Source organism: [Rhizobium] kunmingense (assembly GCF_977018605.1).
Map to the genome: position 1 here is coordinate 1,830,196 of NZ_CDRNXG010000001.1, position 15,356 is coordinate 1,845,551.

The following is a 15,356-nucleotide window of genomic DNA, read 5'->3' on the forward strand; positions in this document are numbered from 1 at the left end:
GAAGTTCCCCGGCGGCACTGCCGCTCATCGTGTTCGGATCGATGCGGGCCGCGCTGAACTGTCGGCCCGCATGTCGGCGATGATCAGCCGAACACCTTGGTCAGCGCCTTGTCGATGGCACCGGTGATCTGGTCGATTTCGGCGGCGTTGATGATCAGCGGCGGGCTGAAGCACAACGTGTTGTTGAGGCCGGGAACCGAGCGGTTGGTGGCGCCGATGATGACGCCCTGCGCCAGGCAATCGGCGGTGACGGCCTGAACCATCTTTTCCGGCGCCGGTTCCTTGGTCGCGCGGTCCATGACCAGTTCCGCGCCGCAGAACAGGCCAAGGCCGCGCACATCGCCGATCACCTGATGGCGGCTCTGCAATTCGCGCAGATTGTTCATCAGCCGCTCGCCCATTTTCAGCGTGTTTTCGAGCAGGCCCTCGTCCTCGATGATCCGCATGTTTTCCAAAGCCGCAGCCGGGCCGGAGGTGCAGCCGCCGAAGGTGGAGATGTCGCGGAAATAGGACATCGGATCGCTCGGGTCGTCCTTGAACATCTCGAAGACCTTTTCGGTCGTCACGGTGCAGGAGATCGCCGCATAACCGGAGGCGACGCCCTTGGCCATGGTGACGAAATCCGGCTCGATGCCGTAATGCTGGTAGCCGAACCACTTGCCGGTGCGGCCCATGCCGCAGACGACTTCGTCGATATGCAGCAGCACGTCGTATTTGCGGCAGATTTCCTGCACGCGTTCCCAATAGCCCTTGGGCGGCACGATGACGCCGCCGCCGGCGGTGACCGGCTCGAGGCACAGGAGGCCGACGGTTTCCGGCCCCTCGCGCAGGATCACGTCCTCGATCGCGTTGGCGGCGCGCAGGCCGTAATCTTCGACGTCACCCCACTGGCTGCGATATTCGAGGCAATGCGGCACCTCGACGAAACCTTCCGGCATCGGGCCGTATTGTTCGCGGCGCTCCTTCTGGCCGGCGGCGGCGAGCGTGCCGAGCGTCGTGCCGTGATAGTCGCGGTCGCGGTAGAGGATCTTGTATTTGCCGCCATTGTGTTTGCGGTGCGCGATCTGGCGCACCATCTTGAACACCTTCTCGTTCGCCTCCGAGCCGGAGTTCGAATAATAGACGCGGGTCATGCCCGGCATCTTCTCGATCAGCTTTTCGGCATAGAGTGCGGCAGGCACGTTACCGGCGGCGCCGGCAAAATAGTTGAGTTTTACCAGCTGGTCGCGCACCGCATCGGCAATCGACGTGCGGCCATAGCCGACATTGACGGTCCAGACCGCGCCCGCGACGGCATCCAGATATTCCTTGCCGGTCGCATCCCACACACGCGTGCCCTTGCCCTCGACATAGATCTTCGGGTCGACGCTCTCATACTGTTTGTGTTGCGAGAGATGGTGCCAGACATGGGCGCGGTCGGCTTCGATGACGGCCTGGATGTCGTTGGGGCGGGACGCGACGTTCATGATGTTCCTCTTTCTTGTCTTTCCGCGCCGCAGACATTCTTTCCTCAAAACACCGGCGACGCGCCTTGCGGCTCATGAAAGAGCCCTTCGCCCATGATGTCAAAGGATTTGCGCGGCCTTCGCGCTGAAATCGATGCCGACATGGGCGCGGATCGCGAGACCAGCGAGGCACACCGAAATTTTATTGCCGCGACGTACTGCGCAAGCGCCAAACGGCTTCCGATTTCACTGTAATTCCCCTAGGAATACAGGATCTTGGGAGTTTTTGGGAGGAAACATGAAGATCACCAAGCTTGAGACGGTGCGCGTCACTGAGCGGAGCAATCTGCTCTGGGTGCTGGTTCACACCGATGAAGGGATCACCGGGCTCGGAGAGACGTTTTTCGGCGCCGAGACAGTGGAAAGCTATATCCACGAATATGTCGCGCCGCGCGTCATCGGCCGGGATCCGCTGGCGATAGACCTGCTTGCCCAGGACCTCGTCGGCTATGTCGGCTTTCGTTCGTCGGGTGCCGAGGTTCGCGGCAATTCCGCCTTCGACATCGCGCTCTGGGACATCTTTGGAAAAGCGACCGGCCAGCCGATCGCGCAATTGCTCGGCGGTTTTTCACGGAAAGAAATTCGCACCTACAATACCTGCGCCGGTACCGAATATATCAAGAAGGCGACCGGGCAGACGACGGCCAATTACGGGCTTTCGACCGGCAAGGACTATGACGACCTGAACGGCTTCCTGCACCGGGCCGACGAACTGGCGGAATCCCTGCTTGCCGACGGCATCACGGCGATGAAGATCTGGCCGTTCGATCAGGCGGCGGAAAAGACCAGGGGGCAGTATATCTCGTCTGCCGATATGAAGGCGGCGCTCGAACCCTTCGAGAAGATCCGCAAGGCGGTCGGCGACAAGATCGACATCATGGTCGAGTTCCACTCCATGTGGCAGCTTCTGCCGGCCATGCAGATCGCCAAGGCTCTGACGCCCTACAACACCTTCTGGCACGAAGACCCGATCAAGATGGACAGCCTGTCCAGCCTGAAGCGCTACGCCGAAGTTTCGCCCGCGCCGATCTCGGCATCGGAAACGCTCGCCAGCCGCTGGGGTTTTCGCGACTATCTGGAGACCGGCGTTGCCGGCATCGTCATGCTCGATATCTCCTGGTGTGGCGGGTTGTCGGAAGCGCGCAAGATCGCCTCGATGGCGGAAGCCTGGCACCTGCCGGTCGCGCCGCATGACTGCACCGGTCCGGTCGTGCTCTGCGCCTCGACACATCTGTCGCTCAATGCGCCGAATGCGCTGGTGCAGGAAAGCGTACGTGCCTTCTACAATACCTGGTATCGCGATCTGGTGACGGCCTTGCCGACCGTGACAAACGGCATGATCACCGTGCCGCCCGGTCCGGGTCTCGGCATGGAGCTGAACCCGGATCTCGACAAGGCGTTCACCGTCATCCGGCGCTATTCAGACGCTTCGAGCCTATAGGACCCACGATGCAGGCCGCTTCTTCTTCTACTCTCCGCGGCGTCGCCATCGCCGGGCCGGCGCTCATGCTTCTCGGCATGCTGATGTTCGCGCTCAACGACACGATGGGAAAATGGCTGGTCGCCAGCTACGGGCTCGGGCAGGTCGTGCTCCTGCGCAGCGTTGCAGCCCTGATCATCCTCGTACCTATGGTGTGGATGGCCGGGCTGCCGGCGCTGACCAAGGCGGAACGGCCGTGGATGCAGCTGGCGCGTGTCGTCTGTTCGACAGGCGAGGTTTTCTGCTTCTACTACGCGGTCATGTATCTGCCGCTCGCCGACGTGATGACCTACTGGCTGGCGGCGCCGATCTATGTGGCGGCGCTTTCTCCGCTTCTGCTGGGCGATCATGTCGGCTGGCGGCGCTGGACGGCGATCGCCATCGGCTTCGTCGGCGTCATCATCACGCTCGAGCCGTCGGCCGCCATGTTCACCGCCCCGGCGATGATCTCGATCATCGGCAGTGCGGCCTTCGCCTTCATGATGCTGTCCGGCCGGTTCCTGCGCGGAACGCCGGATACGACGCTGGTCTTCTTCCAGACCTGCGGCGCGGCGCTTGCGGGTCTCGTCTTCGTCCCCTTCGACTGGGCGCCGATCCGGTCCGGCTTCGACCTCGGTCTCCTCGGCCTGCTCGGCATCGTCGCCATGGCGGCACATATGCTGGTCAACCGGGCGCTGAAGATCTCGGATGCGGCGACCGTCGCGCCGCTGCAGTACACGCTGCTTCTGTGGGCGGTGGTGTTCGGCTGGATGTTCTTCGGCGACGTACCGAGGGCGAGCATGCTGGTGGGGGCGGCCCTGATCGTCGCATCGGGTCTGTTCATCTTCGTGCGCGAGCAGATGCTGAAGAAGCGGGACAAGGTGCTGCCGGCGATCCCTGAATAACGGAAAAAGCCCACGCCGGCGGGGCGTGGGCTTCTCTGCGGGGCAGTGATCGAAACGCTGTTTCGTATCAGTTACCGCGGATGGTCTTCAGTTCGGCGAGGATGCCATCGACGACGTCTGCGCCGATCTGCTCCTTGTGCTTTTCATAGACGACCATGGACTTTTCGCGGATACGAGCCTGTTCTTCCGGCGAAAGCGTGTTCACTTCCAGGCCTGCTTCCTTGATCTTGGCAAGCGACTGCTTGTTCAGGTCGGCGATGACCTGACGCTCGACATCGCGGCCGACGACAGCGCATTCACGCAGTGCCGTCTGCTCTTCCGGCGTATAGGTGTTGAAGATCGCCTTGGAGAAGAGGAAGAGGAACGGCGTGTAGGCGTGGTTCGTCTCGGTGATGTATTTCTGCACTTCGAAGAACTTCGACGTGTCGATCGTCACATAGGGGTTTTCCTGGGCGTCGATCGCATGGGTTTCCAGCGCCGAGTAGATTTCACCGAAGGCCATCGGCGTGGCGTTGGCGCCGAGGTTCTGGAACGTGTCGAGGAAGATGTTGTTCTGCATGACGCGAACCTTCATCCCCGAGAAATCCTCCCACTTGGTCACCGGGCGCTGCGAGTTCGACAGGTTGCGGAACCCGTTTTCCCAGTAGGCGAGGTTGACGAGGCCGGCGGCATCCAGCTTCTCGTTCATCGAGTTGCCGAAGTCGCCGTCGAGAACCTTGTAGGCCTCATCGGCATTCTGGAACAGGAACGGCAGGTCGAAGACGCCGAGCGCCGGGATGATGCCGACGAGCGGCGAGGACGAGGTGACGACGGCTTCCTGGACGCCGGAACGCAGCGCCTGGGTTGCCTGAAGGTCGCCGCCGAGCGCGCCGCCCCAGAAAGCGGTGAGCTTCAGCTGGCCGCCGGACTTCTCGTCCAGGCATGTCTGCATCGCCTTGATGCCGTTGCCGACCGGGTGGTCGGCATTGATGCCGTTCGACACGCGGATGTTGCGGCTGTTGAATTCGGCAAAGGCCGGAGCCGATCCCGAAATTGCCATGGCAAGCGCAGTGGTAGCAAAAAGAAGTTTCTTCATAGTCAGTCCTCCCAATGGACGTTGATTTGAACAGGTTGAGGCTTGGTCGGTCAATGCAACCATCGTGCAGGTACCATCACGAGATCGGGAAACAGTACGAGCAGGAAGAGCACGATCGTCTGTGCCAGAAGGAACGGCCAGACACCGGCCGTCACCTTGCCAAGCGGTATCCTCCCGACACCGCTGACAACGTTGAGAACAACACCGACCGGCGGCGTGATGAGGCCGATCGAGTTGTTGATGATGAACATGACGCCGAAATAGACCGGATCGATACCCGCCTGCTTGATGATCGGCATCAGGACAGGCGTCAGGATCAGGATGGTCGGCGTCAGGTCGAGTGCCGTGCCGACGACGAGCACGAGGATCATGATGACGAACATCAGGAGCGTCGGGCGGTCGATCAGCGGCTCGATATAGCTGGCGATTTCGGCCGGGATATTGGCGGCGGTGATCAGCCAGGCGGAGACGAGTGCTGCGCAGACGAGGAACATGATGACCGAAGTGGTCTTGGCTGCCTGCAGGATGACGCGCGGCAGATCGCGCGGCTTGAGCTCCCGGTAGATGACCATGCCGACGAACATCGCATAGGCGGCCGCGATCACGGCTGCCTCGGTCGGCGTGACGACGCCGGCCTTGATACCGCCCAGGATGATCACCGGCATGCCGAGCGCCCATGCGGCGCGGCCGGTCGCCTGCAGACGCACCTTGTAGGTGGTCTTCGGCAGTGCCTGGACATTGTCCTTGCGCACCACGATCAGCCAGGCGATCACCAGCGACAGAGCCATCAGGATGCCGGGGAAAATGCCGGCCATGAACAGCTGGGTGATCGAGACGTTGGCGGCGACGCCGAAGACGATGAAGGCCATCGACGGCGGGATAACCGGGGCGATGATGCCGCCGGCGGCGATCAGGCCGCCCGAGCGCGGGATGTTGTAGCCGGCCTTGGCCATCATCGGGATGAGGATCGCGGCGAGTGCGGCGGTATCGGCAGCGGCCGAACCCGATATCGAGGCCATGATCAGCGCCGCGACGATCGCCACGATGCCGAGGCCGCCGCGGATATGACCGACGCAGGCGATGGCGAACTCGATGATACGCTTCGACAGGCCACCCGAGTTCATCAGCTCGCCGGCAAGGATGAAGAAGGGTATCGCGAGCAGCGTGAACGTGTCAGCACCGGCGATCATGTTCTGGGCGATGATCTGGGAGTTGAACATGTCCATGTACCACATGAGCATGACGCCGCAGAACATCAGCGAGAAGGCGACGGGAACGCCGATCGCCATGGCTCCAAGCAGGGAGCCGACAAAGACGAATAGTGTCATATCAGGTGCGCTCCGCCATCTGCTCAATCGTCAGGTTTTCGCCGGTGAAGGCCGCAATTTCGTCTTCCGTGACCCGGCCGGTCAGCAGGCGGAAAAGGCGTTCAAGCGAAATCAGCACGCAGCCCGCGCCGGTGAAGAAGCCGATGCCATAGACCCAGGCCATGGACAGGCCAGTGACGGGCGCGACCATGCTGGAATTGATCGGCAGCTGCACCCACGTTCCCCAGAAGAAGATGGCGGAACAGGCGATGATCACCAAATTGCTCAGGATCATGCAGACGATGCGGCCCTTGCGGCCGAGCATCGCGACAAGCGATTCGACACCCAGATGAGCGTGTTCGCGGAACGCCACGACCGCACCGATGAAGGTGAGCCAGACGAAGAAATACCGCGACATCTCGTCGGAAATGTTGATGCCCTGGTTGAAGCCGTAGCGGAGTACGACATTGCCGAACACCATCAGCGCCATGCCCGCGAGCAGCAGGATAAGCAGGATCTCGAGGAACCTGTAAAATAGATCGATAACCTTTGTCATGTGCTCCTCCCTGATGCCTCCTACATCACTCCGCGCCCGACGAGATTTTTCATCAGCGCGGTTATCCCGAATGTCCATTCGGGGCAGGTATCACTGTATTCCACCCGATTGATCAGCCTGCCGAGCTTCGGACTGGAGATCTCGACAATGTCGCCGATCTCGTGGGTAAAGCCGAGGCCCGCGCCACGCCTGTCCTTGACCGGCGCGAACATCGTGCCGAGGAAGAGAAGCGCGCCATCGGGATATTGATGGTTGCGGTTCAACAGTTGCGCCGCGAGGTTTTCCGGCGAGCGGCTGATCGCCTTCATATGGCTGACCCCGGTCATCTCGAACCCGTCCTCGCCCTTCACCGACAGGCTGACTTCGGCCGATTTCACGTCCTCTATCGTGAAAGAGCCGTCGAACAGGCGGATGAAGGGGCCGATCGAGCAGGACGCGTTGTTGTCCTTCGCCTTGCTCAGGAGCAGTGCCGAGCGCCCCTCGAAATCGCGCAGGTTGACGTCGTTGCCGAGTGTCGCGCCGATGATTTCGCCCTTTGAGGTGATGGCAAGCACGACCTCCGGTTCCGGGTTGTTCCAGTCGGATTTCGGATGAATGCCGACATCCGCGCCGCAGCCGACGGACGACATGGGCTGGGCCTTGGTGAAGATTTCGGCATCCGGACCGATGCCGACTTCGAGATATTGCGACCACAGGCCCATGTCCTGCAACAGCGCCTTCACTTCGGCTGCCTTCTCCGAACCGGCAACAAGGCCCTTCAGGTTGTCGCCGAGAACCGGCGCCAGACGGCCGCGGATTTCCTGGGCGCGCAACGGGTCGCCCTTGGCCTGTTCTTCGATCACCCGCTCCAGCATGCTGTCGGCGAAGGTGACGCCGGCGGCCTTGATCGCCTGCAGGTCTGCCGGCGCGAGAAGCGTTCCGGTCTTGCCGGTCAGAAAATCGTCGAGACTGCCCAGATCGGCAAAGGACGATGTGTCCGCCAGATTCTGGGCGAGATAACCAATTTCCAGAAGGGCGGATAAAGTCGGCGCCAGCGACGAAAGATCGAGGATACGGCCGTTCGACAGCAGCACCGGGCACGGGCCCTCGACTGCGTTCGACCAGACGCGACCGACCAGAAGCGCGCTTCGCGCATCCGCGGGCAAGATGATGTCCGACGACAGGGCATGCTGATATGCCAAGAAAATCCTCCCTTATCTCCTCAAGAGGGCCTCCACCCCCTTCAACGTTGTCAGATGTCCGACAACATTACCTCTCTTTTAGTATGACTTTTGTCATCTGTCCAGCAGCGCCGCGTATTGTCAAACGGGAAAAGACGCGGTCGGAGCGGAGCAGTTCAACTCATTTCCAGCTCTAGACTGAGGCGCCGTGCAGCGCCATTGAGATGCCGTTTCATTGCCGTCTTGGCAGTCAGCGGCTCGCGGGTTGCGATGGCATCGCGGATGGCGACATGTTCGGCGATCGTCACCTCGACAATTTCTTCCAGGATCGCCGCCGCGCGGGCCGCGTTGATGGCCACATGGGTGCGCTCGGTGATGAAGCCGACGAATTGCTGGAAGTATTCGTTATGGGTGGCGGCGGCAACGGCGCGGTGGAAGGCGAGATCGGCGACGACGCCTTCTTCCCCCCATTTCTCCGCGCCGGTCATGCGGGTCAGCACCGCGTCGAGCCTTGCGAGGTCATCCGCCGTATGATGCAGGGCGGCCAGTCCGGCCGCCTCCGTCTCCAGCGCGAAGCGCACCTGGAAGAGATCGCGGAAGGCTTCGCGATCGCTGAGCGGGCCGGCGTCGATGCGGATCGACTGGCGTTGCTGGATTTCGGTGGCAAAGGCGCCGACGCCCTGGCGGGTTTCCACCAGGCCCTCGTTGCGCAGATGCGCGATCGCCTCGCGCACCACCGAACGGCTGACGCCAAAGGTCTGGGAGAGAATGTGCTCGGTCGGCAGTTTCTGGCCGGGCTGAATGCGGCCCTCTGCGATTTCACGGCCGATCTCGGCGGCAATGCGCGTCGGCAAATGCTCGCTTCTCTTGATTTCCTTGAAATCGGCCATGCGCACTCCGTCCCCTCGTTCTGGTTAGCGCATATCCGCCCTAAGGTCGATCTGGCAATGGGGGTTGAGCAGAAGTGCCGGGTCGATCGCCTTCTTGATGGCGGTGAGCAGGCCGCGCTTGGTGTCGGACAGCCGTTCTTCGAAGTCCTCGCGCTTCAGGCGGCCGATACCATGTTCGGCGCTGATGCTGCCATTGTACTTGTCGACCACGACGTTGACGACCTTCTTGGCCTTGTAGATCCTGTCGTTGCGCTCCTCCGGCGTCGCACCGTCCGGCGGCAGGACGTTGAGATGAACATTGCCGTCGCCGACATGGCCGTAGGAGACGCTGATGCAATCCGGCAGCGCTTCCGCGACCGCCGCTTCCGCATCGATGACGAAGGCTGCGAGCTGCGAGAGCGATACCGAGATGTCGGTACGCATGTGGCTGCCGCGTTTCGCCTGTCCCTCGTTCATGCCCTCGCGGATGAGCCAGAGATTGCGGGCCTGGTTTTGAGAGCTTGCAATCGTGCCATCGACGACCAGCTCGTCGCCCATCACGCCCTCAAGGAAACGGTGCATCAGGTCGTCGATGTCGACGAGGCCGGAGCCGGAGATTTCCATCAGCACATAGGCGGGATAATCGCCGGACAGCGGGATCGGCAGGTCAGGCATTGCCTCCCGCGCCAGCGTGAAGGCGAGCGGCGGCATGAATTCGAAGGCCGACATCAGGTCGCAACAATCGCGGCGCGCACGGCGGTAGAGGGTGATCGCATCGTCGAGCGAGTTCAATGCCAGAAGCGCGGTCGCGACATTGTCCGGGTAGGGCGTCAGCTTGACGGAAACGGCGGTGATGATGCCGAGCGTACCTTCCGCACCGATGAACAGCTGCTTCAGGTCCACCCCGCGATTGTCCTTGCGCAGCGTCGAAAGCCCATCGAAGACCTGGCCGTCCGGCAGCACCACTTCGAGGCCGAGCACCAGCTCGCGGGTCATGCCGTAGCGCAGCACGTTGATGCCGCCGGCATTGGTGGAGACGTTGCCGCCGATGCGGCAGCTACCCTGTGCGCCGAGTGCCAGCGGGAAGAACATGCCCTTGTCGGCAATCTTCTCCTTCAGTTCCGCGAGGATGCAGCCTGCTTCGACGACGGCGGAAAAGTCGTCGCTGTCGATCTTGCGGATGGCGTTCATCCGCTCCAGTGTCAGCACCACCTGGCGTTCCGGCTCATCCGGTATGCCACCCAGAACGAGGCCGGTATTGCCACCCTGCGGCACGATCTTCAGGCCGAGATCGGTACAGGCCCTGACCGCGGCTTGCACGTCGGCGGTCGAGCGCGGGCGGATGACTGCGATTGCACCGCTCGTGACATCGCCATGCCAGTCGCGGCAATATTGCAGCATGTCCTGCGAATTGGTGAGAACAAGGTCCTCGCCCAGCGCAGCGCAAAGGGCAAGGCGCTGCTCGGCGATCGAGCCCGTCAGGTCGGTCATGTGTTCCTCTCCTCCCTCAAGATGGCCCGGATACCTCCCCCAGCCGTCTCAAGGACACATTCAGTCTTGTCTTCCATGTCTGCCGCCAGCTTTTTTCGCCGATGACAAACTCTCCTATTTTCAACTTGACCATACAGGGTTATCAGACAACCTTACAAGGAGATTTTCGTGGGCGCATCCACGAATGTATGGGAGGAAAACATGCATATTCTTGTTATCGGTGCTGCCGGCATGGTCGGCCGCAAGCTCACCCAGCGTGTCGTTTCGGACGGCGTTCTGGACGGTAAACCGGTCGAGGCGCTGACGCTGGTCGATGTGATCGAGCCGGAGGCCCCCGTAGGCTTTGCCGGCAAGGTGGTGACCAGGGCCGTCGACTTCAGCCTGCCGGGCGAGGCGGAAAAGCTGGTTGCCGGACGACCCGACGTGATCTTCCATCTGGCCGCTATCGTCTCGGGCGAGGCCGAGCTCGATTTCGACAAGGGCTACCGGATCAATCTCGACGGCACGCGCTTCCTGTTCGATGCCATCCGGCTTGAGAACCAGAAGGACGGCTATTTCCCCAAGGTGATCTTTACCTCGTCGATTGCCGTCGTCGGCGCGCCGCTGCCCTATCCTATCCCCGACGAGTATCACCTGACGCCATTGACCAGCTACGGCACCCAGAAGGCGATGAGCGAGCTGCTGCTGGCCGATTACAGCCGTCGTGGATTCTTCGACGGGATCGGCATCCGTCTGCCCACCGTCTGCATCCGCCCCGGCAAGCCGAACAAGGCCGCGTCCGGCTTCTTCTCCGGCATCCTGCGCGAGCCGCTCTCCGGCCAGGAGGCGATCCTGCCGGTCTCCGAGGATGTGCGCCACTGGCATACGTCGCCGCGTTCTGCCGTCGGCTTTCTCATTCATGCGGCCGGTATCGACCTGACGAGGCTCGGCTGGCGTCGCAGCCTGTCGATGCCGGGCGTCAGCGCCACGGTGGGCGAGCAGATCGAGGCGCTTCGCCGCGCTGCCGGCGAGGATGCGGTCAAGCTGATCCGCCGCCAGCCGGACGAAATGATCATGAAGATGGTTGCTGGCTGGGCGCCGGGTTTCGAAGCCAAACGCGCCACCGAACTGGGCTTCATCTCGGAGAAAAATTTCGACGAGATCATCCAGGTGCATATCGAGGATGAGCTGGGAGGCAAGCCATGACCGCGAATAAGCGTATCGCCTTTCTCGGGCTCGGCCTGATGGGATTTCCCATGGCCCGCCGCCTAGTGCGGGCCGGCTATCCGCTGACGGTGTGGAACCGTGATGCGGCCAAGGCAATGCCGCTTGGAGCCGAAGGTGCGGTCGTTGCCGCATCCGCGGCCGAGGCCGTGCGGGATGCCGATGTGGTCTTCACCATGATGACCGATGGTCATGTCGTCGGCGCGGTGCTGTTCGAAGGCGGCGTTGCCGAAGCGATGAAGAAAGGCGCCGTGCTGGTCGACACCAGCTCTATTGCGCCGTCGCTTGCTCGCGAACACGCGGGCAAGCTGTCGGAACTCGGCATCCGCCATCTCGATGCTCCGGTGTCCGGCGGTGTCGTCGGCGCCGATGCCGGGACGCTGGCGATCATGGCCGGCGGCGATGCCGATGTGGTTTCCGCCCTGCAAGACGTGTTTGCCGTTCTCGGTCGCGTCACCCATGTGGGGCCGAGCGGGGCAGGGCAGATCTGCAAGCTCGCCAACCAGCAGATCGTCGCGGTAACGATCGGTGCTGTGGCCGAGGCGATGATCCTGGTTCAAGCCGGGGGTGCATCGCGCGAGGCTTTCCGCAACGCGATCCGCGGCGGGTTTGCCGAAAGTCGAATTCTGGAGCTGCATGGCGCACGGATGGTGGAGCGCAATTTCACCCCCGGCGGATCGTCCAGCAACCAGTTGAAGGATCTCAATACCGTCATGAACGTGGCCAAGGAGCTGTCGCTGCAACTGCCGCTGACGGCGTCGGTCAGGGGCGAATTCGCCGATTTCGTCTTCGAGGGCGGCGGGGAGAAGGATCACAGCGGCCTTCTTCTGCACCTCGAAAACCTCAATCCGAAAGCTTGAGATCGAGGTATGAAGGTCCATTTCAGCAGTCCATGATCGGGAGGATGCATGAGCCAGAAACTGTTCAATCTTGAGGGCAAAACCGCCCTCGTCACCGGGTCGTCTCGCGGCCTTGGCCGGGCGATCGCCAAGGGGCTGGGCGAGGCGGGTGCCGCCCTCGTCATCAACGGCGTCGATGCCAAAAGATGCGAGGAAACCGCGGCTGAGCTGCGTGGGGAAGGCTTTGACGCCAGAGCGCTTGCCTTCGACGTGACCGACGAGGCTTCTGTCGTCGCCGCCATCGAAGCGCTCGATGCGGATGGCGTGGCGATCGACATTCTCGTCAACAATGCCGGCATCCAGCTGCGCAAGCCGCTGGTGGAGCTGACCAGTGCCGAGTGGCACAAGGTCGTCGACACAAATCTGACGAGCGCCTTTCTCGTCGCGCGCGAGGTCGCCAAGCGGATGCTGCCGCGCAAGCGCGGCAAGATCATCAATATAGGTTCGCTGATGAGCGGGCTCGCCCGCCCGACGGTCGCGCCCTATACCGCGGCCAAGGGTGGCATAAAGCTCCTTACCCAGGCGATGACGGCGGAATGGGCGCCGCATGGCATCCAGGCCAATGCGATCGGTCCCGGCTACATGCTGACCGACATGAACCAGGCCCTGATCGACAACAAGGAGTTCAACGACTGGGTGATCGGCCGTACGCCGTCACGCCGCTGGGGTGACGCCAAGGATCTGGTCGGAGCGGCGGTCTTCCTGTCGTCCTCGGCGTCGGATTATGTCTCGGGGCAGATCATCTATGTCGATGGCGGCATGACGGCGGTCATCTGACCGAGCGTTAAACCATCGAAAACACCCGTAAAACGGCGATTTTGGCAAGGCGCGCGAGGCCATCGGTTTCGCGCGCCTTGCATTTTGATGTTGCCGGAGCCGCAATCTGAAAGCCTCGCGCAAGCCTGGACCGGCAGGTTTGCAGGTACCGCGACGTGGCCGCTTTCGATTAAGATTCGTTACCGCATCTTACCGAGTTCAAGGGTCGCGTTAACCATTTGTTAACCATGTCGGCGGTACACCCTGGCAACGATTTATTAACGTAGATGACCAAAGTGCTAACAGACGCTCGATCCATTCGCATCAAGGGCCGTTCGTTCCTCGCGGTCGTCCTGTCACCCGATATGCCGCTCGATCAATGGCTTGTCCGCCTCGATGATCTGGCGTCGCGTTCGGCCGGTTTCTTTCTTGATCGTCCCGTCGTGCTCGACGTGTCGGAGCTTTCGATCAAGAAGCCTGAACTGAAACAGCTGATCGACGATCTTGCCGCGCGCAAGGTCCGTATCATGGGGATCGAGGGCGCTCGTCCCTCGCAGCTCAGCCCGGACATGCCGCCGGCGATGAAGGGCGGCAAGCCTGCCGCCGACGTCGAAGTTTCCGCGCGGGAGCCGGAAGGCGAAACGCCGGATGCGACGGAAGCCGATGCCGATGCCGCTACGCCGGTGAAGGCGGAAGCACCGCAGGTGCGTGCCGTGACCCAGTCGCTGACCATCGACAAGCCGGTGCGTTCCGGCCAGTCGATCATCTTCCCGGAAGGCGATGTCACCATCGTCGGTTCGGTTGCCTCGGGTGCCGAAGTCATTGCCGGCGGTTCGATCCACATCTACGGCGCGCTGCGCGGCCGGGCGATGGCGGGTTCGATCGGCAACAGCAATGCCCGCATTTTCTGCCGCCGTCTCGAAGCCGAGCTGATCGCCATCGATGGCATCTACAAGATGGCGGAAGACATGGACCAAAGCCTTCGCGGCCGCGCCGTGCAACTGTCGCTCGAGAGCGACACGATCATGGCAGACATACTTTTCTGAACCGCCCACGGTCAGATAACCAGGAGATCAAGATGGGGAAAGTCATCGTAGTCACGTCCGGCAAGGGCGGTGTTGGCAAGACGACATCGACTGCCGCGCTCGGTGCAGCGCTTGCACAGCGCAACGAGAAGGTCGTCGTCGTCGATTTCGACGTCGGGCTTCGCAATCTGGACCTGATCATGGGTGCGGAACGCCGCGTCGTCTATGACATCGTCAACGTCATCAATGGCGATGCCAAGCTGCCGCAGGCGCTGATCCGCGACAAGCGTCTCGAAACGCTGTTCCTGCTGCCGGCGTCGCAGACGCGCGACAAGGATGCGCTGACGGAAGAGGGCGTCGAGCGCGTCATCGGCGAATTGAAGAAGTATTTCGACTGGGTGATCTGCGATAGCCCTGCCGGCATCGAAAAGGGTGCGACGCTTGCGATGCGCCATGCCGATGTCGCCGTCGTCGTCACCAACCCGGAAGTCTCGTCGGTGCGCGATTCGGATCGCATCATCGGCATGCTGGATTCCAAGACGCTCAAGGCCGAAAACGGCGAGCGGATGGAAAAGCATCTTCTGCTCACCCGCTACGATTCCGCCCGTGCGGAACGCGGCGACATGCTGAAGGTCGACGACGTGCTGGAAATCCTCTCCATCCCGCTTCTCGGCATCATCCCGGAAAGCATGGATGTGCTGAAGGCATCCAACGTCGGTGCGCCGGTGACGCTTGCCGACACGCGCAGCATGCCGGCCCAGGCCTATTTCGAAGCAGCGCGCCGTCTCGCCGGCGAAATCGTGCCGGTCACCGTGCCGGGCGAAAAGCGCGGCATCTTCGGCAAGCTTTTCGGAAGGAAGGCAGCATGAGCATTCTGCGTCTTTTCACCCGCTCGCGCTCGGCGCCTGCCGCGCGTGAACGTCTGCAGGTCCTGCTTGCCCACGAGCGCGCCTCGGCAGGCTCGGACCTTACCACCATCCTGCGCGAGGAAATCCTCGCCGTCATCGCAAGGCACGTTCAGCTCGATGCCGACCGCGTGACGGTGAAGATCGATCGCGACGAGAATGTCTCGATCCTCGAGATCGACGTCGAGATCCCGCTGGATGCAGCACGGGCCGCCTGAGGCCCGATACGCAGACCTCAATT

At 62.0% G+C, this 15,356-nt stretch carries 15 protein-coding genes; 8 read left to right on the plus strand and 7 right to left on the minus strand.

Annotated features, from left to right (window positions below; translation table 11 throughout):
* Positions 1-83: 83 nt before the first annotated feature.
* Complete coding sequence (locus tag AC0JZ4_RS08625; protein WP_471885970.1) at positions 84-1,466, minus strand: aminotransferase family protein; 1,383 nt, start codon at positions 1,464-1,466, stop codon at positions 84-86.
* Positions 1,467-1,743: 277 nt separating this feature from the next.
* Between AC0JZ4_RS08625 and AC0JZ4_RS08630 the strand changes: the two genes are divergently transcribed.
* Positions 1,744-2,946, plus strand: coding sequence for a mandelate racemase/muconate lactonizing enzyme family protein (locus AC0JZ4_RS08630; RefSeq protein WP_471885971.1), 1,203 nt, complete (start codon positions 1,744-1,746; stop codon positions 2,944-2,946).
* Positions 2,947-2,954: 8 nt separating this feature from the next.
* Entirely contained in the window at positions 2,955-3,869 is a 915-nt protein-coding gene (locus AC0JZ4_RS08635) for a DMT family transporter (RefSeq protein ID WP_471885972.1), read from the plus strand.
* Positions 3,870-3,936: 67 nt separating this feature from the next.
* On the opposite strand, the gene AC0JZ4_RS08640 is transcribed toward AC0JZ4_RS08635, so the two are convergent.
* The 6 genes from AC0JZ4_RS08640 to AC0JZ4_RS08665 form a co-directional block, all read right to left on the minus strand.
* A complete protein-coding gene (locus tag AC0JZ4_RS08640; RefSeq protein WP_471885973.1) occupies positions 3,937-4,944 on the minus strand; it encodes a TRAP transporter substrate-binding protein in 1,008 nt (335 codons plus the stop codon).
* Between the two features lie 50 nt (positions 4,945-4,994).
* A complete protein-coding gene (locus AC0JZ4_RS08645; RefSeq protein WP_471885974.1) occupies positions 4,995-6,272 on the minus strand; it encodes a TRAP transporter large permease in 1,278 nt (425 codons plus the stop codon).
* A 1-nt stretch (position 6,273) separates the two neighbouring features.
* On the minus strand, positions 6,274-6,807 hold the full coding sequence (locus AC0JZ4_RS08650; RefSeq protein WP_471885975.1) for a TRAP transporter small permease: 534 nt from the start codon (positions 6,805-6,807) through the stop codon (positions 6,274-6,276).
* 20 nt (positions 6,808-6,827) lie between these two features.
* Positions 6,828-7,988 carry a fumarylacetoacetate hydrolase family protein gene (locus AC0JZ4_RS08655; RefSeq protein ID WP_471885976.1) on the minus strand — a complete coding sequence of 387 codons (1,161 nt, stop codon included), beginning with the start codon at positions 7,986-7,988 and terminating at the stop codon, positions 6,828-6,830.
* Between the two features lie 155 nt (positions 7,989-8,143).
* Positions 8,144-8,863, minus strand: coding sequence for a FadR/GntR family transcriptional regulator (locus tag AC0JZ4_RS08660; protein WP_471885977.1), 720 nt, complete (start codon positions 8,861-8,863; stop codon positions 8,144-8,146).
* Positions 8,864-8,881: 18 nt separating this feature from the next.
* Complete coding sequence (locus AC0JZ4_RS08665; protein WP_471885978.1) at positions 8,882-10,327, minus strand: FAD-binding oxidoreductase; 1,446 nt, start codon at positions 10,325-10,327, stop codon at positions 8,882-8,884.
* A gap of 201 nt (positions 10,328-10,528) precedes the next feature.
* On the opposite strand from AC0JZ4_RS08665, the gene denD reads away from it, so the two are divergent.
* From denD to minE, 6 genes are all read left to right on the plus strand, one after another.
* On the plus strand, positions 10,529-11,512 hold the full coding sequence (gene denD / locus AC0JZ4_RS08670) for a D-erythronate dehydrogenase (RefSeq protein WP_471885979.1): 984 nt from the start codon (positions 10,529-10,531) through the stop codon (positions 11,510-11,512).
* Complete coding sequence (locus AC0JZ4_RS08675) at positions 11,509-12,390, plus strand: NAD(P)-dependent oxidoreductase (protein WP_471885980.1); 882 nt, start codon at positions 11,509-11,511, stop codon at positions 12,388-12,390. Before denD ends, AC0JZ4_RS08675 begins: the two co-directional genes overlap by 4 nt.
* Positions 12,391-12,438: 48 nt before the next feature.
* On the plus strand, positions 12,439-13,206 hold the full coding sequence (locus AC0JZ4_RS08680) for an SDR family oxidoreductase (protein WP_471885981.1): 768 nt from the start codon (positions 12,439-12,441) through the stop codon (positions 13,204-13,206).
* 266 nt (positions 13,207-13,472) lie between these two features.
* Positions 13,473-14,231 carry a septum site-determining protein MinC gene (gene minC, locus AC0JZ4_RS08685; protein WP_471885982.1) on the plus strand — a complete coding sequence of 253 codons (759 nt, stop codon included), beginning with the start codon at positions 13,473-13,475 and terminating at the stop codon, positions 14,229-14,231.
* 32 nt (positions 14,232-14,263) lie between these two features.
* Positions 14,264-15,079: a septum site-determining protein MinD gene (gene minD, locus AC0JZ4_RS08690; RefSeq protein ID WP_471885983.1), complete on the plus strand. Its 816-nt coding sequence runs from the start codon at positions 14,264-14,266 to the stop codon at positions 15,077-15,079.
* Positions 15,076-15,333 carry a cell division topological specificity factor MinE gene (gene minE / locus AC0JZ4_RS08695; RefSeq protein ID WP_471885984.1) on the plus strand — a complete coding sequence of 86 codons (258 nt, stop codon included), beginning with the start codon at positions 15,076-15,078 and terminating at the stop codon, positions 15,331-15,333. The genes minD and minE overlap by 4 nt, the downstream gene beginning before the upstream one ends.
* Positions 15,334-15,356: the final 23 nt, after the last annotated feature.

Excerpts from the sequence above, each read along its gene's own strand:
- AC0JZ4_RS08635 (WP_471885972.1), top strand. The coding sequence starts at position 2,955 with ATGCAGGCCGCTTCTTCTTCTACTCTCCGCGGCGTCGCCATCGCCGGG.
- AC0JZ4_RS08680 (WP_471885981.1), top strand. The coding sequence starts at position 12,439 with ATGAGCCAGAAACTGTTCAATCTTGAGGGCAAAACCGCCCTCGTCACC.
- minD (WP_471885983.1), top strand. The coding sequence starts at position 14,264 with ATGGGGAAAGTCATCGTAGTCACGTCCGGCAAGGGCGGTGTTGGCAAG.
- minE (WP_471885984.1), top strand. The coding sequence starts at position 15,076 with ATGAGCATTCTGCGTCTTTTCACCCGCTCGCGCTCGGCGCCTGCCGCG.
- AC0JZ4_RS08675 (WP_471885980.1), top strand. The coding sequence starts at position 11,509 with ATGACCGCGAATAAGCGTATCGCCTTTCTCGGGCTCGGCCTGATGGGA.
- denD (WP_471885979.1), top strand. The coding sequence starts at position 10,529 with ATGCATATTCTTGTTATCGGTGCTGCCGGCATGGTCGGCCGCAAGCTC.
- AC0JZ4_RS08665 (WP_471885978.1), bottom strand. The coding sequence starts at position 10,327 with ATGACCGACCTGACGGGCTCGATCGCCGAGCAGCGCCTTGCCCTTTGC.
- AC0JZ4_RS08650 (WP_471885975.1), bottom strand. The coding sequence starts at position 6,807 with ATGACAAAGGTTATCGATCTATTTTACAGGTTCCTCGAGATCCTGCTT.
- AC0JZ4_RS08630 (WP_471885971.1), top strand. The coding sequence starts at position 1,744 with ATGAAGATCACCAAGCTTGAGACGGTGCGCGTCACTGAGCGGAGCAAT.
- AC0JZ4_RS08640 (WP_471885973.1), bottom strand. The coding sequence starts at position 4,944 with ATGAAGAAACTTCTTTTTGCTACCACTGCGCTTGCCATGGCAATTTCG.
- AC0JZ4_RS08625 (WP_471885970.1), bottom strand. The coding sequence starts at position 1,466 with ATGAACGTCGCGTCCCGCCCCAACGACATCCAGGCCGTCATCGAAGCC.
- minC (WP_471885982.1), top strand. The coding sequence starts at position 13,473 with ATGACCAAAGTGCTAACAGACGCTCGATCCATTCGCATCAAGGGCCGT.
- AC0JZ4_RS08645 (WP_471885974.1), bottom strand. The coding sequence starts at position 6,272 with ATGACACTATTCGTCTTTGTCGGCTCCCTGCTTGGAGCCATGGCGATC.